Genomic DNA, 24,374 nt, shown 5'->3' with positions numbered 1-24,374 from the left:
GCGCGGTGGGGTAGCGGGGGCGCCGCGGCTTCGGCGGGGCCGGGCGTGTGCCGGGGCGTCTCCTCGGCCGCCGAACGGGGCCCGGGGCCGGAAGGTCCGGCGGCGGTGCGTTCGGCGCCCTGCGGGGATCGCCCCGACACGCTCCCGTCCTGCTCGGGGGTCACGAGGCCGCTCCGGTCCCGGCCTCGCCGGAGCCGGCGCGGCCGGCCCCGTCCGTACCGGGTGGCGCGGTGGCGGCGTCAGGGGCGCCGCGGCCCGCCGGCCGGGGTTCTGCCTCCCACGCGGCCAGAGCGAACGCGTCGGTCTCGGAGCGGGTCGGCATCGAGTCCTGGGCGCCGTGCCGCTGCACCGAGAGCGCGGCAGCGGCCGAGGCCCAGCGCAGAGACTCCGGCATCGGCCGGCCCTCGCCCAGGGCCACGGCCAGGGCGCCGACGAACGTGTCCCCGGCCGCGGTGGTGTCCACGGCCCGGACCCGGGGCGCGGGCAGGCTCAGGGGTTCCCGGCCGCGCGCCGCGTAGAGGACGCCGGCCGCGCCGAGGGTGATGACCACCTCGGGCACGGTGGCCAGCAGTGCCTCGGCGGCCTGCCGTGGGTCGGTCAGCCCGGTCAGGGCGGCCGCCTCGTGCTCGTTGGGCACCAGGAGGTCGGTGGCGGCGAGGAGCTCGGCGGGCAGGGGCTGGACGGGGGCCGGGGTGAGCACCGTACGGACGCCGTGCGCGCGGGCGGCGCGGGCCCCGGCGAGCACGGCGGGCAGGGGCAGTTCCAACTGGAGGAGGAGGGCGCCGGCGGCGGCGATCCGGGCCTCGTCGCCCGCCTCCAGGGCGTTGACGCTGCCGTTCGCCCCCGGGATGACCACGATGCGGTTGCCGCCCTCGTCGTCCACGGTGATGTGCGCGGTGCCGCTGGCGCCCTCGACGGTGCGCAGGGCCGCCGTCTCCACACCGGCGGCGGTGAGCGCGGAGCGCAGCCGTACGCCGAACTCGTCGGCCCCGACCGCGCCGATCATCACCACCTTCCCGCCGGAGCGGGCGGCGGCGACGGCCTGGTTGGCGCCCTTTCCGCCGGGGACGGTCCGGAACGCGCGGCCGGTGACGGTCTCCCCGGGGAGGGGGGCCTTGGGGACGTAGGCGACGAGGTCCATGTTGGTGCTGCCGAGCACGGCGATGGCCGTCATGAGCGTGCTGCCTCCTGTGCGGTGAGGTGGGCGAGGGTGTCGAAACCGATGCCGTCGAAGCCGGGGACGCTGGTGGCGAGACGGTTCTTGAGGGGGGCGGTCCAGCGGTGCGGGATCCGGTCCGGGGCGCCGGCGAGCAGCCCGGCGAGGGCGCCGGCGGTGGCACCGTTGGAGTCGGTGTCCCAGCCGCCGGACACGGCACGGCAGACGGAGCGGGTGAAGTCCCCGTCGGCGTGGGTGAGGGCGGCGGCGATCAGGGCGGTGTTCGGGACGGCGTGCACCCAGTGGTAGTGCCCGTAGCGGGCGTGCAGCCGGTCGACGACGAGGTCGAAGTCGTCCTCGGCGGCGGCCGTGCGGATCCCGAAGCGGATCGCCCCGGCGAGGCGGGAGCGGGGCGGTACGGCGGCCAGCCCGGTCCGCAGCGCGGTGTGGACGTCCGCGCGGCCGGTGGCGGCCTCGGCGGTGGCGGCGGCGACGAAGAGGGCGGCGTAGAGGCCGTTGCCGGTGTGGGTCAGGGCGGCGTCCCGGTACGCCTGGGCCGCGGCGGCGGCCGGGGCGCCGGGATTGGTCCAGCCGTGGACGTCGGCGCGGATGAGGGCGCCGATCCACTCGCGGAAGGGGTTGTGGTGGGTGGCGGTGGCGGGCGGCTCCAGGCCGAGCAGGAGGTTGCGGTACGCGACGCGCTCGGCGGTGAAGGTACGCCCGGCGGGCAGCTCGTCGAGCCAGAGGCGGGCGACGTCGGCGGTGGTGAAGGCCTTGCCGTGGCGTTGGAGCAGGAGGAGGCCGAGGAGGGGGTAGTTGAGGTCGTCGTCCTCGGGCATGCCGTCGATGTTCTCGGCGAGCGAGGTGGGGGCGGAGCGGCGGTTCCACGGGTGGGCGGCGAGGAGTTCCGGGGGCACGCCGCGGGCGGTGAACCAGTCGCCGAGCGGCCAGTTGCCGGTGGCGCGGGCCAGTGCCCGGATCCCCTCCAGCGGCAGCTTCTCGACGGGTTTCCCGAGCAGACACCCCACGGCCCGCCCGACCCAGGCGGCCTCGAGCCGCCCCCGCAGCCCGCCGCCGGGCCCGGCCCCCGCGGCGGCAGCCCACGGCGCGCGGGCCGGGTCCGCGTGCCCGGGGGCGGTTGGGGCGGGGGCCCGGGCGGGCCGGGCCTCGGCGGCCTCCGAGCGGGGCGCCGGCTCGGGACCGGTTCCCGGATTCGGGCCTCCGGGACCCTGGTCGGCGTGGCGCTGCGTGCCGGCGGTTGCCGTGCCGGACCCCGATGCGGGGCCGGTTCCGGGGGCCGGTGACTGGAGGCCGGGGCCGATGGTCGGGTGTGCGACCGCAGCGGGTCCGGCCGCGGCGGCCTGCGGGTGAGCCAACGGTCCGGGGCGGACGTGCTGCGGTCGGGTGGGCGGGGGCGGTGCCGCAGGAGCCCGGCAGGCGGCGACGATGGCCGCCCAGGTGGTGGGCTCGGCCTCGGCCGAGGGGGAGGGGAGCCGGGCGAGTTCGTCCAGCAGGCGGGCCGCCAGCGACCGCAGGTGCCGCGGGGCCGCGGTGGGGGAGGCCCCGGCGCGTTCGGGCGCCGGGTGGCCGCCCGCGGCGAACCAGGCCCGTTGTGCGGGACCGGGGTCCCGGCCGTCCTCGGCCGCCTGGCGCAGCTCGTGCCCGACGAGGTCCTCGGGCTGCGCCCAGGTCAGGCGCACGCCGTCCGCCGGACAGGGGGCGGGCCCGTCCGCAGAGGGCGGCGGCCCGGTTCCGGACGGCGGCGCGATACCCGCCAGGTCGGGGGCGGGCCCACCGGGCGGTTCACCGGCAAGGGCCGCCGCGCGGGCGGTGTCGGCGCTCGGCCCGGTGGCGGCCGCTGCACGCGGCGCGGGTCCATCGGCCGCCGGCCGGTCGGCCGTGTGTCCGCCGACGGCTCCGCCCGGGTGCTCGCGGGCGCGGGCGGGGGCCGCCGATCCGGCGCCGGACCGCGGGCGGGCGTCGGCCGAGCCGTGGGCCGGGTGTCGGGCGCCGCCTGCGTCAGGGCGCTCGTGCGTAGGGGCGGCGGGCCCGTTGCCGGCGGGGGGTGCCGGGGCGGCGGTGCCGGTACGGGCTGTCGGCGCCAGGGGGGTGGTGGGGGTGTTGGGGCGGGCAGTGCCCGAGCGCTTCGCCGTGTGCGTAGGGGCGGCGGGCCCGTTGCCGGCGAGGGGTGCCGGGGCGGCGGCACCGGTTGCGGCCGTCGGTGCCGGGGCGGTGGTGCCCGGGGCCTTGGGCGGGCGGCGGCCGGCGGGCGCCGGGTCGGGGGGCGGGGGCATCAGGGGGTCGCGATCGCGGCGAAGGCCGATTCGTGGGCGCGGCGGCGGGCCCGGTCGCGGGCGAAGACCTCCCGGGCCACAGCGGCCAGCGCAACGGCCGGGGCGTGCAGGTCCAGACGGCTGGCCTCGGCGACCTGCTTCGCCCACACCGCCGGGACCACGGCCTCGCCGCCCAGGGCTCCGGCGATCGCCCCCGCCATGGTGGCGATGGAGTCGCAGTCCCGCCCGTAGTTGACCGCCCCGAGCACGGCCGCCTCGTACCGTCCGTCCGCGACGAGCAGCATCCCCAGCGCGATCGGCAGCTCCTCGATCGCGTGGAGCCGGGACGGCCGGCGGGCGTCGAGCGACGGGGTGCGGTAGTCCGGGCCGACCGAGTCGTACGGGGCCACCGCCGCCCGCAGCGGTGCGAGCGCCGACTCGAAGTCCCGGTAGCGGACCGCCACTTCGCGGACGGCGGCGATCGCCGCGCGCGTGCCGTCCTTGGCCAGCGACAGGGCCGCCTCCACCACGGAGGCGGCCGTCGCCCCGGGCACGCACGCCGCCGCCACGGCCGCCGCGAACACGCCCGCCGCCTCCCGCCCGTACGAGGACTGGTGCGCGCCGGCGATGTCGAGGGCCTCGGCGTAGGCTCCCGCCGGGTTGCCCGCGTTGGCGATGCCCACGGGAGCCATGTACATGGCCGCACCGCAGTTGACGATGTTGCCGGTGCCGGCCTCGCGCGGGTCCGCGTGCGCGTAGTGCAGGCGGGTCACCATCCACTTCTCCGCGAGGAAGATCCGCTGCAACGGCAGTGCCTCCGCCTCCAGTTCGGGGATCCAGCGCGGCACGGACATCAGGTCGGGGACCAGGTGCTCGGCGACGGAGTACGCGTCGAGGTGGTCCCGTACCGTCTCGTAGACCCGTACCAGCGCGTGCGTCATCAAGGTGTCGTCCGTGACGTGTCCGTCGCCCTTGTGGTACGGGGCGATGGGGCGGGCCGTGCGCCAGTTCTCGTGCCACGGGCCGACGATGCCGTGCACGCGGCCGCCGTGCCGTTCGACGATCTGGTCCGGGGTCCAGCCCTCCACCGGGCCGCCGAGCGCGTCACCGACGGCGGCGCCGACGAGGGCCCCGCAGGCCCGGTCCTCCAACGTGAGCGTCATGTCCGAATCATCCTTTGGGTGAGGTGAGTTCCGTCTGCGCGAGGAGCGCGGCGAGTTCCACGAGGTCGGTGCCGGCGAGGCGGGGGAGGGCGCAGCCGGAGAGGGTGCGGCAGGCCTCGCGCCAGGCGGCCGGGATCGAGTCGCCGCCGCCGATCGCGCCGGTGAGCGCGCCGGCGAGGGCGGGGGCGGAGTCCGCGACGCGGGACAGGCAGGCAGCGGCCGGTACGGCCTCGGTCGTCCTGCCGCGGGCGGCGGTCGCGAGGGCGAGGGCCACGGGAACGGTCTCGGCGGCGGCGATGCCGTAGCTGTACACGTGGTCCACGATCTCGTGCTCCAGGGTCGGGACGATGGCGAACGCGCCGCCGTCCGCGTGGGCGCGGGCCAGTCCGACGGCGTGTCGGGCGTTGCGGCCGATCTCGGTGGCCCCGGGGAGCTGGGCGAGGGCGGCGTCGACGGCCGCGTCGACGTCCGCGGTGGTGAGGGCGGTGGCGACGGCGGCGGCCATCGCGCGGGCGCCGTGGACGCCGTCGCCGTCCTGGGTGTAGCGCGCGTCGAACTCGGCGAGGTCGGCGGCGGCCAGGGCGTCGCCGGGGTGCACGACGGCGAGGACGCAGGCGCGGACGCAGGCGGCGTCGTCGAAATAGTGCGGGTTGTCGTGGCCGGTGGCCGGCGGGCGCAGGCCGGTGGCGAGGTTGCCGAGGCCGGCGCGTACGGAGATGCGGGCGCGGAGGGGGAGTACGGCGGACTCCACCTCGGGCGCGCGTTCCGCGGCCGCGGCGACCTCGGAGGCGAGGGCGTTCCAGGCGAGGTCGATGGCGGCGCGCATGCGGCGGGAACGGGAGAGGTCGCTGAGGAGGACGCCGGCGGCGGTGAGCACGGACTCGGCGACGAAGGCCGCCCATTCGGCGTCGTCGGACGGGCCGAGGCGCAGCGGCTCCGGGGGCTGGTTGAGGGCGATGGGGACGGGGAGGGTGGTGGTGGCGTTCTGCTCGGCGAAGGTGTCGAGCTCGCGGGTGAGGCGGCGGGTCCACTCGGGCATCCGGCTGGCGCGGTGGCGGGCCGCGGGCCAGCCGGCCGCGTCGCCCGCCGCGAGCCCGAGGAGGAGGCCCTCGATGGGGCGGCGGTCCCCCGCCGGGGCCCCTGCGGGGTGCTCGGCGGGGTGGGCGGTGGCCCGGATCACGGCCCGCAGCGCGCCCGCCTCGTCCGGCGCCGGCAGCCCGGCGGACCGCCCGACCAGTACGGGCAGCAGCCGTACTCCCGCCCCGGGCTCCGCCGGGTCGGTCGGTGCGGGCCGCGGCTGCACGCCCAACGCCGGCGCGGGTGCGGGTCGGTCCGCCGGGGTGCCCCGTTCCGGGAGACCGGTCGCCACCGGCCGGGGCCCTGTGCCGAGGCCCGCTGCCCCGCTGGTCGGCACGGGCCGCGGCCGCCCGTCGGGTCCCGGTTCCGTGCGGGCCGCGCGATCGGCGGGTACGGGCAGCGGCCGTGCCCCTGCCCCGGGCTCCGCCGGCCCGCTCCCCGGCCCCTGGCCGAGGGCGGCCGAACCGGCCGGCTCTGTGGGGAGGTCCGTCGGTACGGGCAGTGGCCGGGCGTCCGCCGCAGGGCAGGCCGGTACGGGCCGCCACCGCCGGGCCTCCGGCGCGGGTGCGGGTCGGTCCGCCGGGGTGCCCCGTTCCGGGAGACCGGTCGCCACCGGCTGGGCCTCGGTGCTGCGGCCTGCCGCCTCCCTGGTCGGCACGGGGCACCAGCCCGACCCCGCGTCCGGGCCGGGGGCGGCCCGGTCCGGTGGGGTGCCCCACCCGGAGCGGTCGTCCGCGCCGCGCTGCGCCCCGGCCCCGCGGCCCGGCGCCAGGCGCGCCGGCATGGGCCGTGGCCGGGTCTCCGGGGCCGGGTCCTCGCCCGCGCCGACCCTCGGGCCGTGCTCCGCGAGGGGCTTCGCGCCGTCGGCGGGTACGGGCCACCGCCGGGCCTCCGGCCGCGGGGTGTCCCGGGCCGGGAGGCCCGTCGGGACCGGGTGTGCCCCGGCTCCGTGGCTCGCCGGCAGGCCGGGTGGTGCGGTCTGCGGGTGCCCGTCCGGGCCGGGGGCCGCCGGGGCCGCCGGGGACGACCGGTCCGTCCGGGCGGGCTGTCGCGGCGTGGATTCGCCGGAGGAGTGCAAGGTCATCGGGCGGCCTCGTATTCGGGGGTGAGGAGGTCCGCGATGTCCAGGACGTGGTAGCCCCGCATCGACGGGAGGCAGCTGCCGCGCACCGGGCCGATGGCCGATCCCCAGGCGGCGGGGATCGCCGCGGCCCCCGACATCGCGCCGGCCAGTGCGCCCGCCACCGCGGCCGTGGTGTCCGCGTCGCGGCCCATGTTCACAGCGGTGAGCACGGAGGAGGAGAAGTCGCCGCGGCAGGCGGCGAAGGCGCCGAACGCCAGGCCCACCGCCTCCGGCGCCAGGTCCGTCCACGGGTAGCCGCCGATGACCACCGCCGAGCGCACCGCCCGTTCCCCGCGCGGGGCGGCGGTGACCGCGCGGCGCAGGGAGCGGGCCGTCCACGAGTCCGACGGGATGACCGAGAGGGCCGCGGAGATCACGGACGCCGCGCTGCCGCCCGCCATGGCCGCCGCCACGCCCGCCGCCACCGCCTGGCCGCCGTAGATGCCCTCGCCGTCATGGCTGACCGTGCCGTCGATGGCGACCAGCCGCGCCGCCTCGGCGGGCCGACCCGCCGCGAAGACGCCGAACGGCGCGGCCCGCATGGCCAGTCCGTCCGACCACGCGTGCCGGTGCTGGGCGGAGATGGGGGCCGCCAGGCCGCGGCGGAGGTTCTCCAGCGTGCCGCGCTCGGAGAACCCCGCCCCCCGGAAGGGGCCTTCGTCGAGGTCCGCGATCCAGTGGTGCCACGCCCGTTCGACGTGGCTGACGGTGAGCGCCGAGCCGTGGCGGGCCAGGAGCAGCCCCGAGAAGATCGCGTACTCGGTGTCGTCCGTACCGGCCGGGTCGTCCGACACGAAGCCCTCGATGCGGCCCCATTTCGCCCGGATCTCCGACGGCTTCATGTTCTCCGCGGGGGCGCCGAGCGCGTCGCCCACCGCAAGTCCCAGAAGAGCGCCCCGGGCCCGTTCGAGGAGGACCTGCGGATTGCATGCAATCTGCTTCACCGGCTCCATTGGCGCGCCTCTCCCACGTGGATGGGGCCCATCATGGGCCCTTGGGGGATTTGTGCCATGTCATGCGGTTTGTCGCGTGCCGCGAAACACCCCGCGAACACCGGCGTCACCCGGTCGCCGAGGCGCAAAACCGCAGGTAAGTACGGCCTTCCTTGCTGGCGGGCCACGAAAATCGTGCGTAGTTTCGAGGTGTTCAGGGGGGGCCGGACGCGTCACGGCGTCCGTAAAGACAATTGGGGAGATAGCACCGCATGTCCATCATCGACATCGAAGCACCGCTGCACACCGCCCACCGCGACAACCACACTCACCGCGACGTCAACGGTGGATGGCTGCGGCCGGCCGTCTTCGGTGCGATGGACGGGCTCGTCTCCAACCTCGCCCTGATGACCGGCGTGGCCGGCGGGGCCGTCGCCCCGCAGACCGTCGTGATCACCGGCCTGGCCGGACTCGCCGCCGGAGCCTTCTCGATGGCCGCCGGCGAGTACACCTCCGTGGCCTCGCAGCGCGAGCTGGTCCTCGCCGAGCTCGACATCGAGCGGCAGCAGCTGCGCAAGCACCCGATCGACGAGATGGAGGAGCTCGCCGAGCTCTACGTCTCCCGCGGCGTCGAGCCGGCGCTCGCCCGTGAGGTCGCCATGCAGCTGTCCCGCGATCCGGAGCAGGCCCTGGAGATCCACGCCCGCGAGGAGCTCGGCATCGACCCCGACGACCTGCCGTCGCCGCTCGTCGCCGCCGTCTCGTCCTTCGGCTCCTTCGCGCTGGGCGCGCTGCTCCCCGTACTGCCGTACCTGCTCGGCGCCACGGCGCTGTGGCCGGCGGTCCTGCTCGCCCTCGCCGGGCTCTTCGCCTGCGGCGCGGTCGTCGCCCGGGTCACCGCCCGGTCGTGGTGGTACAGCGGCCTGCGCCAGCTGCTGCTCGGCGGCGCCGCCGCCGGTGTGACGTACGTCCTGGGAACCTGGATCGGCGGAGCCATAGGCTGACCGCCCTCGGAGTGAGACACTATGCAGTACGCAACATAAGTAGTCCGTTACTCGGCGGTTTCGATCCCGTGTCCGCCGGGCATCACTCAAGGACTCCGGGCGGGCAACGATGCTCGCCCTGTGCCGGGACCTTCGCCCCACGCGATACGCCGGGATGCGCGGGAACAGCCGGGATTGCCCCCTGCCACCCCGCGATCCGCCCGTAGAGCGCCGCGAAAGTCCCCTCTTTCCGCCTCGCGCAGTGTCCGCATGCTGGAATGGCGTATCCGCTTCTCGGGATTGTCGTCATCATGTAATCTGCACGAAATTTCGCAGAGGGCCAACGTCGTCCCTCGGCACGCACATATGCCACGACGACGACGGGAGAGCCGATGCGTTCCGCATCCACGCACTCCGCGACCGGCCTGAACACCGCCTGGTCGCCCATGGACGGTCGCCCCGCCCAGCAGGGCATGTACGACCCGCGCAACGAGAAGGACGCCTGCGGCGTCGGATTCGTGGCGAACCTCACCGGCGAGGCCACCCACACACTCGTTGAGCAGGCCCTGACCGTTCTGCGGAACCTCGAGCACCGTGGCGCCACCGGCTCCGAGCCGGACTCCGGCGACGGCGCGGGAATCCTGTCCCAGGTGCCGGACGCCTTCCTCCGCGAAGTCGCCGGATTCGAGCTCCCCGAAGCCGGCGCGTACGCCGTCGGCATCGCCTTCCTCCCCGCCGACGGCGCCGCACAGGCCGCCGCCGCGGAGCAGATCGAGGCCATCGCCGAAGAAGAGAACCTCACGGTCCTCGGCTGGCGCGAGGTCCCGGTCACCCCCGACCTGCTCGGCAACGGCGCCCGCGCCACCATGCCCGCCTTCCGACAGCTCTTCGTGAGCAACGGCAGCACCGGCATCGAGCTGGACCGCAAGGCGTTCGTGCTGCGCAAGCGCGCCGAGCGCGAGGCCGGCGTGTACTTCCCGTCGCTCTCCGCCCGCACCATCGTCTACAAGGGCATGCTGACCACCGGCCAGCTGGAGCCCTTCTTCCCGGACCTCTCCGACCGCCGCTTCGCCTCGGCGCTCGCCCTGGTCCACTCCCGGTTCTCCACGAACACCTTCCCGTCCTGGCCGCTCGCCCACCCGTACCGCTTCGTCGCGCACAACGGCGAGATCAACACGGTCAAGGGCAACCGGAACTGGATGAAGGCCCGCGAGTCCCAGCTGGCGTCGGAAGCCTTCGGCGACGGCGTGCTGGACCGCATCTTCCCGATCTGCACCCCGGACGCCTCCGACTCGGCCTCCTTCGACGAGGTCCTGGAGCTGCTCCACCTCGGCGGCCGGTCGCTGCCGCACAGCGTGCTGATGATGATCCCGGAGGCGTGGGAGAACCACACCTCCATGGACCCGGCCCGCCGCGCCTTCTACCAGTACCACTCCACGCTGATGGAGCCCTGGGACGGCCCCGCCTGCGTCACCTTCACCGACGGCACCCAGGTCGGCGCGGTCCTCGACCGCAACGGCCTGCGCCCCGGCCGCTACTGGGTCACCGACGACGGCCTCGTCGTCCTCGGCTCCGAGGTCGGCGTCCTCGACATCGACCCGGCCAAGGTCGTCCGCAAGGGCCGCCTGCAGCCCGGCAGGATGTTCCTCGTCGACACCGCCCAGAAGCGGATCGTCGAGGACGACGAGATCAAGAACGAGCTCGCCACCGCCGCCCCCTACGCCGAATGGCTGGAGACCGGCGAGATCGAGCTGACGGACCTGCCCGAGCGCGAGCACATCGTGCACACGCACGCCTCGGTCACCCGCCGCCAGCAGACCTTCGGCTACACCGAGGAAGAGCTGCGCGTCATCCTCGCGCCGATGGCCCGTACCGCCGGCGAGCCGCTCGGCTCCATGGGCACGGACTCCCCGATCGCGGCCCTGTCCGAGCGCCCCCGGCTGCTCTTCGACTACTTCACCCAGCTGTTCGCGCAGGTCACCAACCCGCCGCTGGACGCCATCCGCGAGGAGCTCGTCACCTCGCTGCTCTCCTCGATCGGCCCGCAGTCCAACCTGCTGGAGCCCACCGCCGCGTCCTGCCGCAGCGTCACCCTGCCCTTCCCGGTGATCGACAACGACGAGCTGGCCAAGCTCATCCACATCAACGCCGACGGCGACATGCCCGGCATGAAGGCCGCCACGCTCTCCGGCCTCTACCGGGTCTCCGGCGGCGGAGAGGCACTCGCCGCCCGGATCGAGCAGATCCGCGCCGAGGCCGACGCGGCCATCGCCAACGGCGCCCGCCTGATCGTCCTCTCGGACCGCCACTCCGACGCCGAGCACGCGCCGATCCCGTCGCTGCTGCTCACCGCCGCCGTGCACCACCACCTCATCGCCACCAAGCAGCGCACCCAGGTGGGCCTGCTGGTCGAGGCCGGCGACGTCCGCGAGGTCCACCACGTCGCCCTGCTCATCGGCTACGGCGCCGCCGCGGTCAACCCGTACCTCGCCATGGAGTCCGTCGAGGACCTGCTGCGCGCCGGTACCTTCCTGTCCGGCCTGGAGCCGGAGCAGGCCATCAAGAACCTGATCTACGCACTCGGCAAGGGCGTCCTGAAGGTCATGTCCAAGATGGGCATCTCCACCGTCGCCTCCTACCGCGGCGCCCAGGTCTTCGAGGCCGTCGGCCTGAACGACGAGTTCGTCGAGACCTACTTCAACGGCACCGCCACCAAGATCGGCGGCGCCGGCCTGGACGTCATCGCCAAGGAGGTGGCCGCCCGCCACGCCAAGGCGTACCCCGTCTCCGGCGTCGCCGCCACGCACCGCGCGCTGGAGATCGGCGGCGAGTACCAGTGGCGCCGCGAGGGCGAGCCGCACCTGTTCGACCCGGAGACGGTCTTCCGCCTCCAGCACGCCACCCGCAACCGCCGGTACGACATCTTCCGGCAGTACACGGACCGCGTGAACGAGCAGTCCGAGCGCCTCATGACGCTCCGCGGCCTCTTCGGCTTCAAGTCCGACCGCCCGTCGATCTCGATCGACGAGGTCGAGCCGGTCTCCGAGATCGTCAGGCGCTTCTCCACCGGCGCCATGTCGTACGGCTCCATCTCCAAGGAGGCGCACGAGACCCTCGCCATCGCCATGAACCAGCTGGGCGCCAAGTCCAACACCGGTGAGGGCGGCGAGGACCCGGACCGCCTGTACGACCCGGCGCGCCGCTCCTCCATCAAGCAGGTCGCCTCCGGCCGCTTCGGTGTGACGAGCGAGTACCTGGTCAACGCGGACGACATCCAGATCAAGATGGCGCAGGGCGCCAAGCCCGGCGAGGGCGGCCAGCTGCCCGGCCACAAGGTCTACCCGTGGGTCGCCAAGACCCGGCACTCCACCCCGGGCGTCGGCCTGATCTCCCCGCCGCCGCACCACGACATCTACTCCATCGAGGACCTGGCCCAGCTGATCCACGACCTCAAGAACGCCAACCCGGTCGCCCGCATCCACGTGAAGCTGGTCTCCGAAGTCGGCGTCGGCACGGTCGCGGCAGGTGTCTCCAAGGCCCACGCGGACGTCGTCCTGATCTCCGGCCACGACGGCGGTACGGGCGCCTCCCCGCTCACCTCGCTCAAGCACGCGGGCGGCCCCTGGGAGCTCGGCCTCGCCGAGACCCAGCAGACCCTGCTGCTCAACGGCCTGCGCGACCGCATCGTCGTCCAGACCGACGGCCAGCTCAAGACCGGCCGCGACGTGGTCATCGCCGCGCTGCTCGGCGCCGAGGAGTTCGGTTTCGCGACCGCACCGCTCGTCGTCTCCGGCTGCGTCATGATGCGCGTCTGCCACCTGGACACCTGCCCGGTCGGCATCGCCACCCAGAACCCGGTCCTGCGGGACCGCTTCTCCGGCAAGCCCGAGTTCGTCGTCAACTTCTTCGAGTTCATCGCGGAGGAGGTGCGCGAGATCCTCGCCGAGCTGGGCTTCCGCACGATCGAGGAGGCCGTCGGCCACGCCGAGCTCCTCGACACCACCAAGGCCGTCTCGCACTGGAAGGCGCAGGGCCTCGACCTGGAGCCGCTCTTCTACGTTCCCGAGCTGCCCGAGGGCGCGGTCCGCCACGCCCTGATCGAGCAGGACCACGGTCTGGAGAAGGCCCTCGACAACGAGCTGATCGAGCTCGCGTCGGACGCGCTGAACGCCGAGTCCGCCGAGGCGGCCCTGCCGGTCCGCGCCCAGGTCGCCATCCGGAACATCAACCGGACCGTCGGCACGATGCTCGGCCACCACGTCACCAAGAAGTTCGGTGGCGCGGGCCTGCCCGACAACACCATCGACCTGACCTTCACGGGCAGCGCCGGCCAGTCCTTCGGCGCCTTCGTGCCGAAGGGCGTCACCCTGCGCCTGGAGGGCGACGCCAACGACTACGTCGGCAAGGGCCTCTCCGGCGGCCGGATCGTGGTCCGCCCGGACCGCGGCGCCGACCACCTCGCCGAGTACTCCACCATCGCCGGCAACACCATCGGCTACGGGGCCACCGGCGGCGAGATGTTCCTGCGCGGCCGCACCGGCGAGCGCTTCTGCGTCCGCAACTCCGGTGCCCTGGTCGTCTCGGAGGGCGTGGGCGACCACGGCTGCGAGTACATGACCGGCGGCACGGCGGTCGTCCTGGGCGAGACGGGCCGCAACTTCGCGGCCGGCATGTCGGGTGGCGTCGCGTACGTCATCGACCTCGACCCGCACAACGTCAACGTCGGCAACGCGGGCGCGGTCGAAGCCCTGTCCGACACCGACAAGCAGTGGCTGCACGATGTGGTGCGCCGCCACGAGGAGGAGACCGGCTCGACCGTGGCCGCGAAGCTCCTGGCTGACTGGTCCGTCGCGGTGGACCGCTTCAGCAAGATCATCCCCACCACGTACAAGGCAGTGCTCGCCGCCAAGGACGCCGCTGAGCTCGCCGGACTCTCGGAATCCGAGACCACGGAGAAGATGATGGAGGCGGCGACCAATGGCTGACCCGAAGGGCTTCCTCACCACCACGCGCGAGACCGCCTGCTCCCGTCCCGTCGCCGACCGGCTGAAGGACTGGAACGAGGTCTACGTCCCGGGCTCCCTGCTGCCGATCATCAGCAAGCAGGCCGGCCGCTGCATGGACTGCGGCATCCCGTTCTGCCACAACGGCTGCCCGCTCGGGAACCTGATCCCCGAGTGGAACGACTACGCCTACCGCGACGACTGGGCGGCGGCGTCGGAGCGGCTGCACGCGACGAACAACTTCCCGGAGTTCACGGGCCGCCTGTGCCCCGCCCCGTGCGAGTCGGCGTGCGTGCTCGGCATCAACCAGCCGGCCGTCACCATCAAGAACGTCGAGGTCTCGATCATCGACAAGGCGTGGGACAACGGGGACGTCACCCCGCAGGCCCCCGAGCGCCTGTCCGGCAAGACCGTCGCCGTGATCGGCTCGGGCCCGGCCGGCCTGGCCGCCGCCCAGCAGCTGACCCGGGCCGGCCACACCGTCGTCGTGTACGAGCGCGCGGACCGCATCGGCGGCCTGCTCCGCTACGGCATCCCCGAGTTCAAGATGGAGAAGGTGCACATCAACCGCCGCATCGAGCAGATGCGCGCGGAGGGCACCAAGTTCCGCACCGGCATCGAGGTCGGCCGTGACATCACGGCCACCGACCTGCGCAAGCGGTTCGACGCGGTCGTCGTCGCGGCGGGCGCCACCGTCTCCCGCGACCTGCCGGTCCCGGGCCGCGAGCTGAACGGCATCCACTTCGCGATGGAGTACCTGCCGCTCGCGAACAAGGTCCAGGAGGGCGACTTCCTGGCCCCGCCCATCACCGCCGAGGGCAAGCACGTGGTCGTCATCGGCGGCGGCGACACCGGAGCGGACTGCGTCGGCACCGCCCACCGCCAGGGCGCGGCCTCGGTCACGCAGCTGGAGATCATGCCGAAGCCGGGCGAGGACCGGAACGCCAACCAGCCGTGGCCGACCTTCCCGATGCTCTACAAGGTCACCTCGGCCCACGAGGAGGGCGGCGAGCGGGTCTACTCCGTCTCCACCACCCACTTCGAGGGCGACGAGGACGGCAACGTCAAGGCCCTGCACCTGGTCGAGGTCGAGTTCGTCGACGGCAAGCTCGTCCAGAAGCCCGGCACCGAGCGCGTCCTCCCCGCGCAGCTGGTGACCCTGGCGATGGGCTTCACGGGCACCGACCAGGCGAACGGCCTGACCCAGCAGTTCGGCGTGGAGCTGGACGCCCGCGGCAACATCGACCGCGACGCCTCCTACGCGACCAACGTCGACGGCGTCTTCGTCGCCGGCGACGCGGGCCGCGGCCAGTCGCTCATCGTCTGGGCCATCGCGGAGGGCCGCTCGGCCGCCCGCGGCGTGGACCGCTTCCTGACCGGCAGCAGCGCCCTCCCGTACCCGGTCAAGCCGACGGACCGCTCGCTGACGGTGTAGCACCGGCAAGCACCCCCGCCCCGCGAAGGGCGGGACCCCTCATACGGTCCGTACAACGGCGTACGGAACACCCGACGCAGCGCCCGCCACGTCCCCGACCAGGGGTGGCGGGCGCTGTGGCGTTGGGTAGTCGTATGAATACGTTCCGCAGATGCCGCAGGTGGTGTGAGGACTACGCTTTTCGTGGAGCAAGGGCACTGCGGAAGCGGGGAGTTGGCTCATGGCCAAGCCGAAGGACCTGGACGGGGCGCAGACGCCGGAGGAGTTCGCCCGCGAGGAGCTGCGGCGCCACCGGGAGGCGGCGGGGTTGACCCAGGAGGGCCTGGGCGAGCGGATCTTCACGAGCGGGGCGTACGTAGGCCAGATGGAGTGCGGGACGCGGAGGCTCCGGCCGGAGATCGCAGAGCTGATCGACCGGGTGTTCGGCACCGGGGACTACTTCACCCGCCTGTCCAAGGCGTTCAAGCCCAAATACGAGGACTACTTCGCCGAAGCGGCCGAGCTGGAACGTCGGGCGAAGGCCATCCACGAATACGCCTCCACCCTGGTTCCCGGGCTGTTGCAGACTGCGGACTACGCCCGGGCCGTGATGCGGGGTGGCAATCCCACCGCGCTCGCCGCGTACGTTGACGGCCTCGTTGCGTCTCGTCTGGAGCGCGCGGGCCTACTAGGCGATCCGACGACCCCCGAAATGTGGGTCGTTCTGCACGAAGCGGTGCTGCGGACGGCGGTCGGGGGACCTGGTGTGATGGCCGCGCAGCTGCGGCACATCTCCGCCTGCGTCCGAGGCCATCGGATCACCGTGCAGGTGGTGCCCTTCTCGGCCGGCGCGCAAGGGGCCCTGGGGTCTTTGGTGAGCATCATGCAGTTCGCGGATGCGCCCGACGTGGTGTACACGGAGGGGCCGCGTGTGGGGCAGTTGCTCGACTATCCGGCCCTGGTACGGCGCCATTGGAAACTCTACGATCTGGCGAGGGCCGCTGCGCTGTCGCCGGAAGTGTCCCTGACCTTTATCGAGTCGGTGGCGGAGGAATACGCGAAATGCGCGCAGACGTGAACGGCCTGTCCTGGAGGAAGTCCTCTTACAGCAACTCCGAGAGCAACAGCTGCGTCGAGGTGTCCGACGACCTCCCCGGCATCGTTCCCGTCCGTGACAGCAAGCTGGCCGGTGCCGGGCCCGTTCTCGTGTTCCCCGCCGGCCCGTGGGCGTCGTTCGTCGCGGCCGTGAGGCTTCCGGCCTCGGCGCCGTGAAAATCCGTTGCGCGGACCGGCGTGGCCACTGCTACGGTCCCGGCAGGCCGTGCGACAGCAGGAGGAGGTGGTACCCGTGAACGCAGTATCGACATGGGTGCTCCCCTCCGGGGTCACGGTCGGACGGTAGGCAGGTCGTCCGGGAGCGCCTTCAACGCGCATTCCCGAAGGGCACGACCATGCATGTCATCTCCGAACGACGCCTCGACGACGGCGTCCTCGCACGCGAATTCACCCTCGGCGAGATCCCCGGCACCCTGTGGACGCCCCAGTCCGCCGACCCCGTCCCGCTGATCCTGATGGCCCACAACAACGGCCTGCCCAAGAGCGCGGACCGGCTGGTGGCGCGGGCCCGGCACTCCGCGGCCCGCGGATATGCCGTGGCGAGCATCGACGCCGTCGGGTGCGGCGACCGGCCCCGTTCGGCCGCCGAGGAGCAGGCGCGCGCCGGGTTCCGCCGGGCGATGCAGGCCGGCGGGCCGGTCGACGAGGTCTTCGAGTCCTTCATCGGCCCGCTGGTCGACTCGGCGGTCCCGGACTGGCGGACCACCCTGGACGCCCTCCTCGAACTCCCCGGGATCGGCGGCCCGGTCGGGTACTCGGGGTGGACCGCCCTCGGCATCCGCCTCGCGGTGACCGAGCCTCGCATCGCGGCCGCCGGCCTCTTCGCCGGGGGCTACGTGCCCCGAGCCCAGCGCGAGGAGGCCCGGCAGGTCACGGTGCCGCTGCTGTTCCTGCTGCAGTGGGACGACGAAGGGAACCCCCGGGAGCGGGCCCTGGACCTCTTCGACGCCTTCGGCACCGAGGAAAAGACGCTCCACGCCAACCTGGGCGGACACACCGGCACCCCGTGGTTCGAGGTGGAGGACGGCAACCGGTTCTTCGACCGCCACCTGAAGTAGAACGGTCTGTACCGCCGGCCCCTGCCGAACTCCCGACAGGGGTCGGCGCGGCCCGTGGGTCTTCGACCGGCAGAGTCGGGCGCATGGATTGCATCTTCTGCGGACTCATCCGTGAAGCCACCGCGAGCTGGGTGGCTCGCGGTCCGGTGGCCTGTGCCTTCACACCACTGAACCCGCTCGCACCGGGCCACACCCTGGTGGTGCCCACGCTCCACTACGCAGACGTCTTCGAGACCCCGCCCGAGGTGCTCGCCGCGGTGACGGCGCTGGTCCAGCGCGTCGCCGGGGCGGCGCGGACCGCCCTGGACGCCTCGGGCGTGAACATTCTCAGCGCCAGCGGTCCGGGATCGGAGCAGTCGGTTCCCCACCTGCACTTCCACGTCCTTCCGCGGTGGGTGGACGACGGCTTGTCGACCTGGCCGGCCGGGCGCTCCGCACGTCACGTCACCGGCGATGCAGGAGCGAGGCTCGCCGAGGCCCTGGGGTGATCCGGGGCATCAATCCCCACATGGGAAGCCCGCGCGCTGGGCAAGCGCTACGGCCGCAAAGAGGCGCTGACCGACTGCACCCTGAGCGTGCCGGCCGGGCAGGCGGCCGGCACGCGTCCGGGCCCGAGCAGCTGGCCAAGGTCGGTTTCGTCGCCCAGGACACGCCCACGTACGCCGGGCTGTCCATCGCCGACCACCTGAAGCTGGGCGCCCGGCTCAACCCCGGCTGGGACGCACGCCTGGCCGAGGACCGGATCCGGCAGCTCGGCCTGGACCCCGCCCAGAAGGCGGGCCGGCTCTCCGGCGGCCAGCGCGCCCAGGTGGCCCTGACCGTCGCCGTCGCCAAGCGGCCCGAGCTGCTCATCCTCGACGAGCCCGTCGCCGCACTCGACCCCCTGGCCCGGCGGGAGTTCCTGCAGGGCCTGATGGAGCACGTCGCCGAGCACGGCACCACCGTCGTGCTCTCCTCGCACCTGGTGTCCGACCTGGAACGGGTCTGCGACCACCTGATCTCCCTCGTCGCCTCCCGCGTCCAGGTCGCGGGCGACGTCGACGACCTCCTCGCCACGCACTTCCGGCTCACGACCACCCGCCGCGACGCCGCCGCCCTCCCCGAGGGCATGTACGTCGTCCAGGAGACCCACACCGAACGGCAGAGCACCTTCATCGTGCGCTCCGACAAGCCGGTCCACGACCCCTCCTGGGCCCTGGAACCCCTCGGCCTGGATGACCTGGTCCTCACCTACATGAGTCGGGCCGCCGCCGGGCCCGGTCCCCGAGCCACCCTGGAGAACCAGCGATGATCTGGCTGACCTGGCGCCAATACCGCGTCCAGACGCTCGCGGCCCTCGGCGTCCTCGCCGCCTTCGCGATATTCCTCGTGGTCACCGGACTCCAGATGCGCGACCTCTACGACAGCACCGTCGGGTCGTGCCGGGACGACTGCGGGGCGGCCAGGAACGCACTGGTCGTCGAATACCAGACCCTCACCTACTACGTCACCAGCGCGCTGCTCGCCGCGCCCGGCGTCATCGGGGTCTTCTGGGGAGCCCCGCTGATCGCCCGCGAACTGGAGACCGGCACCCACCGGCTCGTCTGGAACCAGAGCATCACCCGCAGCCGCTGGCTCCTGGTCAAGCTCGGGGCCGTCGGCCTGATCGCCGTCGCCGTCACCGGGGTGCTCAGCCTCCTGGTCACCTGGTGGGCGGATCCCATCGACCGGGTCAACCTGGACCGGTTCACCGCCCTCATGTTCAGCGGCCGCGCGATCGTCCCCCTCGGCCACGCGGCGTTCGCCTTCACCCTCGGCGCCTGCGCCGGGCTGCTGATCCGGCGCACGGTGCCCGCGATGGCCGCGACCCTCGTCGCCTTCGTCGCGGTCCAGATCCTCGTACCGTTCGCGATCCGCCCGCACTTCGTGACGCCGGAGCACGCCGATGTCGCGCTCAGCTCCCTCGTCACGGCACCGGGCGGCGGCGGAGGCGGGGGAGGCGGGGGAGGGGAGCCCGGTGCTCCGGGCGACGGCTGGAACGGCAACCACGTCCAGCTGAAGGGAGCCGGAGACGACACCTACCTGCGGGTCGGGGTCCTCAAGCCCGGCGTCTGGGTCGTGTCCGATCCCGGCGCGGTGCTCGACGCGTCCGGCCGGGAGGTCCGCGGCCCCGCAGGCTGCGCAGACCGTTCGAAGGACCCCTTCGAGTGCTTCGCCACGTCCGACCTCCACATCGAGGTCGACTACCAGCCCGCCGACCGCTACTGGACCTTCCAGTGGGTCGAGACCGGGATCTTCCTCGCGCTCTCCGGGCTGCCGGCCTGGTTCTGCGCCCGGTGGCTGCGCCGCCGGACGGCCTGACCCGGCGAGAGGGGAGGGGGCGGCGGCCGAAGCCAACGCAACTGGCTTCGGCCGCCGCCCCTTCGACTCTACTCGCCCGGTCCCGCCTCCCTCGTGCGGTTACAGCTCGATGCCCCCGCCGCCCGGCTCGTCCTCCGGTGCCGGATCCTCGCGCGGCGGTTCGTCGTCGTTGCCCCGGCGCTGGGTGCGCAGGCCGTGCTCCGGCAGCCAGGTCCGCACCACCAAGTCGTCGCCCTCGATGCCGATGTGGACGACCTCCGTGAGGTCGGCGTAGAAGAGGTGGAAGGGGTGCGGGGTCTCCGTCTCCTCCGCGTACCGGTGGAGTTCGGGCGGGTCCACGAGCTCCACCGCGCGCCCGGAGATCCGTACGTCCCCGTCGGGCATGGTCTCGCCCTCGCCCGGATTGGTGTGCAGGGCGAAGCGCGGGTCGCGCTGCAGGTCCCGGGCCTTCATCGAGCCGGCCATCATCCCGAGCCACAGCTCGCCGCCCCGGATGTCGACGTTCAGGCCGGTGACCCGGGGGGAGCCGTCCTTGCGCAGCGTCGCCAGGACGTGGTGCGGGTACTGCGCGAAGCGGGCCTGGACGGCCGCCGCGAAGTCCGGTTCCGCCTTCTCGAAGACGGCCCAACTGGTATGCGTCATAAGTCCATCAAAGCGCGGGCACCGGCGGGCCCGGGTCAGGCGCGCACGATGCCCGCACCGCGTGCCGCCGCCAGCCAGGCCGGGAACTCGGCGACGAGGCGGTCGTACAGTTCGCCGTCCGGCACGGTGCGGGGATCCTGGCCGGCGTGGAAGTAGCCCGCGTTGTCCACGGGCCGCTGCGCGGGCACGGGCAGTTCGTCCAGCCGGCGCAGGAAGTCGAACTGCGTGCTGCGGGTGTTGCCGAAGCCGACGAACTGCCAGAAGAGCGGCAGCCGGGCCGCCTTGCACAGGTACCTCTCGGCGGCGAGCTTGTTGATCGGCCCGCCGTCGGTCTGGAAGACGACGAGGGCGGGGGCCGTCGCACCCGAGTCGAGGTAGTGGTCGATGACCGCGTCCATCGCCGCGTGATAGGCGGTCTTGCCCATGTGGCCCAGGCGGGAGGCGATCTCGGTGACCCGGCCCTCGTGTCCGGCGAGGGAGATCTCCTCGACCGCGTCGACCTCGGTGGAGAAGAAGACCACCGGCACGCGGCCGTCGTCGTCCAGGTGCGCGGACAGCCCCAGCACCCGGTCGGCGAGAGCCTGCACGCTGCCGTCCTGGTAGTACGGGCGCATCGACCCGGAGTAGTCCAGGACCAGGTAGACGGCGGCGCGCCCGCCCTCCAGGCCGTACTTGCGCAGGGATGTCCCGGCCGTCTTGTAGAGGTTCACGAGGGCCGGAGCCGACTCCTCGACCTTGCGGAGGCTGATGGCGCTGCTCGTCATGGGGCGAGGGTACGGGCAGGGCTTCGGGGCCGTGGTCAGTTCGGGCGCTGCGCCTGGGCCTCCCTGAGGAGCTCCGAGTACGGCGTCTGGGTCAGCGAGCCGTTGATGAAGGCCAGGCCGTACCGGTCGGCAGCCTGCCTCTGCCTCGTGGGTGTGTTGAAGAGCTTCTCGTCGCCCGGAGGCGCGACATCGAGATACAGGCCCGGCCTGGGACGGTACAACCACCAGACTGTCACGCGTTCGCGACCGCGCGTTAAATCCAAGAGTTCGCTGCTCTGGGAGATGATGGATTGATATCTGAAGAATTCTTTCGGGGGGCCCGGCGGGTCGTCGTCCTTTCCTTCCTTTTCGAGCCGCCCGCGCCATTTTCCGGACTTTGCATAATCGGGATCCATCCTCATTCTGTCCTGCCTGAAAGCGTATGCCTCCACGCGGGCCGCGACCGCTTCATAGTCGACGCTCTCAGGGTTCTCGATCTCGGCCACCACATCTTCGGAGACTTCTTCGCCCGGGCTGAGCTCCCTCCCCGGTTTGGTCAGCTCGCCAGGTTTGAGCAGTCTGTATTTGTCTTTCGGATCACTCGCGAGCCTGACATGGATCCAGTAGATGCTGCCGATGATGTGGACCGGGACCTCGCCGGAGTTCTTCAGGTGCAGGCGGACCCGCAGGTACATTTTCGTCCCCTCCCTGTTCAGGCTGGGTGATCCGATTTCAGCCGTTCCCTGGACCAGCGGACGTGACATGGACGGGAGGTAGATCTGTGTGTATGCAAGGTTGGTGATGACGAGGACCGTGGAGACGACTGCTCCGATCGCTATACGGCCGGGATTGCGGAGTGCCTTCCAGACCTGGCGACGGCACAGCACCCACAGCGACCATGAAGCGCAGAGGACGAGACCCGTCCAGAGCAGTAGGCACAGCGCTGACGGACGCCCCCTGTTTGTGACGGACATCAAGATCAGCACGGCGCCGACGAAGAATTCGACCAGCGCTCCGAAGAGAAGTGCGGGGCCCGAGTAGGTCATCTTCCGCTTGCGCCAGTAGTCGAAGCAGGCGGTGAAAGCGATCAATGCCGCGGCGGCCATGAAGAGGAAGAGGAACCCGGTCACGCGACCGGCGAAAGTGAGGGCGTCGAACGAGTCCTTCGTGCCGATCCACGCGCACATGGCCGCAGTCGCCAGGAAGCCGAGCGCCATGACGGCACCGGTGACGCGTCGTCCCCAGGCCTGAGCCGGCCACACGCTGCTGTCTCCGCCCTGCCAATCGATGTCGCTCCTCGGCGGCACGCCGGCGCGACGCAAGACCTTCCGCAGTTCGTGGGGGCTCCACACCTTGCCTCTACTCTTGCCGTCGATCACGACTTTCCGCAAGCCGTCGTCGTCCGGCGGCCCTACGGCCACATCGGGCTTGATGTCCATGGCGTCAGCCTGCTCCGGCACTCGGCTGCCCGCCGCCGGAGGGAGTGTCCGGGGAGCGTCTCCCGTGGAACGGCAGGGCGCGGCCGTCACCCGAATGGAGTAACGGGGTGCGCGCCTCGACGCCGTGGAGGTGAGGCTGGTGAAGACCGTGTCGCCCTTCCTCGTCGGAGGTTCTGATGCGTACACGACTTCTTGGGCTCACCGCTGCTGTGATGCTGGCCGCCCTCTGTGCCCTCGCCCCTGTCGCGCAAGCTGCCGCGCCCGTCATCGACGGAAACACGTGTGTGAGTGGCGGCGGGACGGTGGAGTACGAGTCCACCAAGGGCTCGTGGATCTGCGTCGACGGGACATACGACAACAGGCCGATCGACTGACCGACCCGGGCCGCGTCGGCGCTCGCAACGCCTACGGCTGCCTGTTGTCGGCCAGTGCCTCGATGTCGTCCAGCATGGCGGCCGCCAGGTCGCGTTCGGAGGCGTAGTACCGCTCGGCCCATCTGAGGGTCAGGGCCGGGTAGGCCCAGGCCGGGTCGGCCTGGGCGGCCTCCGCGTCCGACGCCGCCCGGCTGCGCATTCCTTCCGCGAACTCCTGCTGTTGCAGCAGGAGTTCGCGCATCTGCTGCGGCTCCAGCAGGTGCCCCAGCCACAGTCGCAGCATCGGGCCGTGCTTGAGGACGGGCGGGTCGACCGGGGCCTGCCGGGCCCACTCCCGTACGGCCGCCATGCCCTCGTCGGTGATCCGGTAGACCCGCTTGTCGCGCGTACCGGTGTCGTGGCCGATACGGCGCGAGGTCGCGTAGCCCGCCTTCTCCAGGCGCCTGAGCTCGCTGTAGATCTGACTGAAGGACGGGCTCCAGTAGAAGAACCGCAGGGAGAGGTCCGACCACTTCTTCAGGTCGTAGCCGGAGAGCTCCTCCCCGAAGGAGAGCAGTCCGAGCACCGCCCAGCCGGTCGCGGGGAGCGTGTGCTTGTTCGTCTCGTCGGCCACACACCGCAGTCTACGACCGGCGCCCGCGGCACCCTTCCGCCCGACAGGTGTGCCTGCTAGAAGTATGCCTACTCGTCATATGGGGAGGGGATCGGCGTGGCGCGCACCGGGCTCGACGGGAAGGTCGTCGTCATCACCGGCGCCGGGCGCGGCCAGGGTGCCGCCGCGGCGCGGCTCTTCGCCGAGGCCGGGGCGCGGGTCGTGGTCACCGACGTACGGGAGGACGAGGGCCGGGCCGTCGCCGCGGAGCTGGGCGACCAGGGGCTGTACGTCCGCCACGACGTGGCGGACCCGGCGGGCTGGGCGGCGGTGGTCACGGAGTCGGTCCGCGTCTTCGGCACCGTCTCGGCGCTGGTCAACAATGCGGCCCTGTGGCGCACGGCCCACGTGGAGAAGCAGCGGCTCGACGAGTTCGAGACGCTCCTGCGGGTCAACCTGCTGGGGCCGTTCCTCGGCATCCAGGCGGTGGCGCCGGTGCTGCGGGCGGGCGGGGGCGGTTCCGTCGTCAACGTCTCCTCCACCGCCGGACTGGTCGGGATACCGGGTCACGCGGCCTACGGATCGACCAAGTTCGGGCTGCGCGGACTGACCCGGTTGGCGGCGCTCGACCTGGCCGGGGACCGGATCCGGGTGAACTCGGTGCACCCGGGGGCCATCGACACCCCGATGGTGGCCGGAGCCGTCGAGGGCCGGGACTGGTCGCACCTGCCCCTGGGGCGGATCGGTCGGCCGGAGGAGGTGGCCGAGCTCGTCCTCTTCCTGTGCTCGGACGCGTCCTCGTACGTGACGGGCGCCGAGTTCACGGTCGACGGCGGGATGACGACCGCCTGACGCTGACGCCGACCCGGCGACCGCCCGGCGCCGGCCGGCGACCGCCTGGCGGACAGGGCACACCCGGTCCGCCCGGTCCGGGCATGATGTGTCC

General features: G+C 72.9%; 19 protein-coding genes. 10 read left to right on the top strand and 9 right to left on the bottom strand.

The genetic code is table 11. The features are described 5' to 3' along the window. Positions 1 to 160: 160 nt before the first annotated feature. The 5 genes from rbsK to E6U81_RS14195 form a co-directional block, all read right to left on the bottom strand. Positions 161 to 1,174: a ribokinase gene (gene rbsK, locus E6U81_RS14215; protein WP_136230453.1), complete on the bottom strand. Its 1,014-nt coding sequence runs from the start codon at positions 1,172 to 1,174 to the stop codon at positions 161 to 163. Beyond that, positions 1,171 to 2,856 (bottom strand): ADP-ribosylglycohydrolase family protein, encoded by a 1,686-nt coding sequence (locus tag E6U81_RS14210; RefSeq protein WP_136230607.1) that lies wholly within the window; start codon positions 2,854 to 2,856, stop codon positions 1,171 to 1,173. Before E6U81_RS14210 ends, rbsK begins: the two co-directional genes overlap by 4 nt. Before the next feature lie 593 nt (positions 2,857 to 3,449). Further along, positions 3,450 to 4,592, bottom strand: coding sequence for an ADP-ribosylglycohydrolase family protein (locus E6U81_RS14205; RefSeq protein ID WP_136230452.1), 1,143 nt, complete (start codon positions 4,590 to 4,592; stop codon positions 3,450 to 3,452). A gap of 7 nt (positions 4,593 to 4,599) precedes the next feature. Beyond that, on the bottom strand, positions 4,600 to 5,772 hold the full coding sequence (locus tag E6U81_RS14200; protein ID WP_240803818.1) for an ADP-ribosylglycohydrolase family protein: 1,173 nt from the start codon (positions 5,770 to 5,772) through the stop codon (positions 4,600 to 4,602). A gap of 977 nt (positions 5,773 to 6,749) precedes the next feature. Further along, on the bottom strand, positions 6,750 to 7,736 hold the full coding sequence (locus E6U81_RS14195) for an ADP-ribosylglycohydrolase family protein (protein ID WP_240803805.1): 987 nt from the start codon (positions 7,734 to 7,736) through the stop codon (positions 6,750 to 6,752). 260 nt (positions 7,737 to 7,996) lie between these two features. On the opposite strand from E6U81_RS14195, the gene E6U81_RS14190 reads away from it, so the two are divergent. The 9 genes from E6U81_RS14190 (at position 7,997) to E6U81_RS14150 (ending at position 19,638) form a co-directional block, all read left to right on the top strand. Next, entirely contained in the window at positions 7,997 to 8,728 is a 732-nt protein-coding gene (locus E6U81_RS14190; protein WP_136230450.1) for a VIT1/CCC1 transporter family protein, read from the top strand. A 425-nt stretch (positions 8,729 to 9,153) separates the two neighbouring features. Beyond that, positions 9,154 to 13,692 (top strand): glutamate synthase large subunit, encoded by a 4,539-nt coding sequence (gene gltB / locus E6U81_RS14185; protein WP_168714634.1) that lies wholly within the window; start codon positions 9,154 to 9,156, stop codon positions 13,690 to 13,692. Further along, on the top strand, positions 13,685 to 15,145 hold the full coding sequence (locus E6U81_RS14180) for a glutamate synthase subunit beta (RefSeq protein ID WP_136230448.1): 1,461 nt from the start codon (positions 13,685 to 13,687) through the stop codon (positions 15,143 to 15,145). The genes gltB and E6U81_RS14180 overlap by 8 nt, the downstream gene beginning before the upstream one ends. Positions 15,146 to 15,365: 220 nt before the next feature. Further along, positions 15,366 to 16,202: a helix-turn-helix transcriptional regulator gene (locus E6U81_RS14175; RefSeq protein ID WP_136230447.1), complete on the top strand. Its 837-nt coding sequence runs from the start codon at positions 15,366 to 15,368 to the stop codon at positions 16,200 to 16,202. Further along, positions 16,187 to 16,396, top strand: a complete 210-nt coding sequence (locus tag E6U81_RS14170; protein WP_136230446.1) for a DUF397 domain-containing protein — start codon at positions 16,187 to 16,189, stop codon at positions 16,394 to 16,396. Before E6U81_RS14175 ends, E6U81_RS14170 begins: the two co-directional genes overlap by 16 nt. 179 nt (positions 16,397 to 16,575) lie before the next feature. Further along, the gene (locus E6U81_RS14165) at positions 16,576 to 17,298 is read left to right on the top strand and encodes an alpha/beta hydrolase (protein ID WP_136230445.1); all 723 of its coding nucleotides are present in this window, start codon (positions 16,576 to 16,578) and stop codon (positions 17,296 to 17,298) included. An 83-nt stretch (positions 17,299 to 17,381) separates the two neighbouring features. Continuing rightward, positions 17,382 to 17,786 carry an HIT domain-containing protein gene (locus E6U81_RS14160; RefSeq protein WP_136230444.1) on the top strand — a complete coding sequence of 135 codons (405 nt, stop codon included), beginning with the start codon at positions 17,382 to 17,384 and terminating at the stop codon, positions 17,784 to 17,786. A gap of 20 nt (positions 17,787 to 17,806) precedes the next feature. After that, the gene (locus E6U81_RS14155) at positions 17,807 to 18,589 is read left to right on the top strand and encodes an ATP-binding cassette domain-containing protein (RefSeq protein WP_240803804.1); all 783 of its coding nucleotides are present in this window, start codon (positions 17,807 to 17,809) and stop codon (positions 18,587 to 18,589) included. Continuing rightward, positions 18,586 to 19,638 carry an ABC transporter permease subunit gene (locus E6U81_RS14150; protein ID WP_136230443.1) on the top strand — a complete coding sequence of 351 codons (1,053 nt, stop codon included), beginning with the start codon at positions 18,586 to 18,588 and terminating at the stop codon, positions 19,636 to 19,638. The genes E6U81_RS14155 and E6U81_RS14150 overlap by 4 nt, the downstream gene beginning before the upstream one ends. Before the next feature lie 99 nt (positions 19,639 to 19,737). Here the strand turns inward: E6U81_RS14150 and E6U81_RS14145 are convergent, their stop codons facing one another. The 4 genes from E6U81_RS14145 to E6U81_RS14130 all read right to left on the bottom strand — a co-directional run bounded on the left by E6U81_RS14145 (position 19,738) and on the right by E6U81_RS14130 (position 23,449). Next, complete coding sequence (locus E6U81_RS14145; protein ID WP_136230442.1) at positions 19,738 to 20,280, bottom strand: pyridoxamine 5'-phosphate oxidase family protein; 543 nt, start codon at positions 20,278 to 20,280, stop codon at positions 19,738 to 19,740. Positions 20,281 to 20,315: 35 nt separating this feature from the next. Continuing rightward, a complete protein-coding gene (locus E6U81_RS14140; protein WP_136230441.1) occupies positions 20,316 to 21,044 on the bottom strand; it encodes a VWA domain-containing protein in 729 nt (242 codons plus the stop codon). Positions 21,045 to 21,079: 35 nt separating this feature from the next. Next, positions 21,080 to 22,462: a hypothetical protein gene (locus E6U81_RS14135; RefSeq protein WP_136230440.1), complete on the bottom strand. Its 1,383-nt coding sequence runs from the start codon at positions 22,460 to 22,462 to the stop codon at positions 21,080 to 21,082. A gap of 405 nt (positions 22,463 to 22,867) precedes the next feature. Next, positions 22,868 to 23,449, bottom strand: coding sequence for a PadR family transcriptional regulator (locus E6U81_RS14130; protein WP_136230439.1), 582 nt, complete (start codon positions 23,447 to 23,449; stop codon positions 22,868 to 22,870). 96 nt (positions 23,450 to 23,545) lie between these two features. Between E6U81_RS14130 and E6U81_RS14125 the strand changes: the two genes are divergently transcribed. Then, a complete protein-coding gene (locus E6U81_RS14125) occupies positions 23,546 to 24,280 on the top strand; it encodes a glucose 1-dehydrogenase (protein WP_136230438.1) in 735 nt (244 codons plus the stop codon). Positions 24,281 to 24,374 lie beyond the last annotated feature (94 nt).

The organism is Streptomyces sp. A0592 (assembly GCF_004795115.1).
GTDB classification, from domain to species: Bacteria; Actinomycetota; Actinomycetes; order Streptomycetales; family Streptomycetaceae; genus Streptomyces; species Streptomyces erythrochromogenes.
Note: the sequence above shows the minus strand (reverse complement) of the source record. Positions and strands in the feature narration are given on the sequence as shown.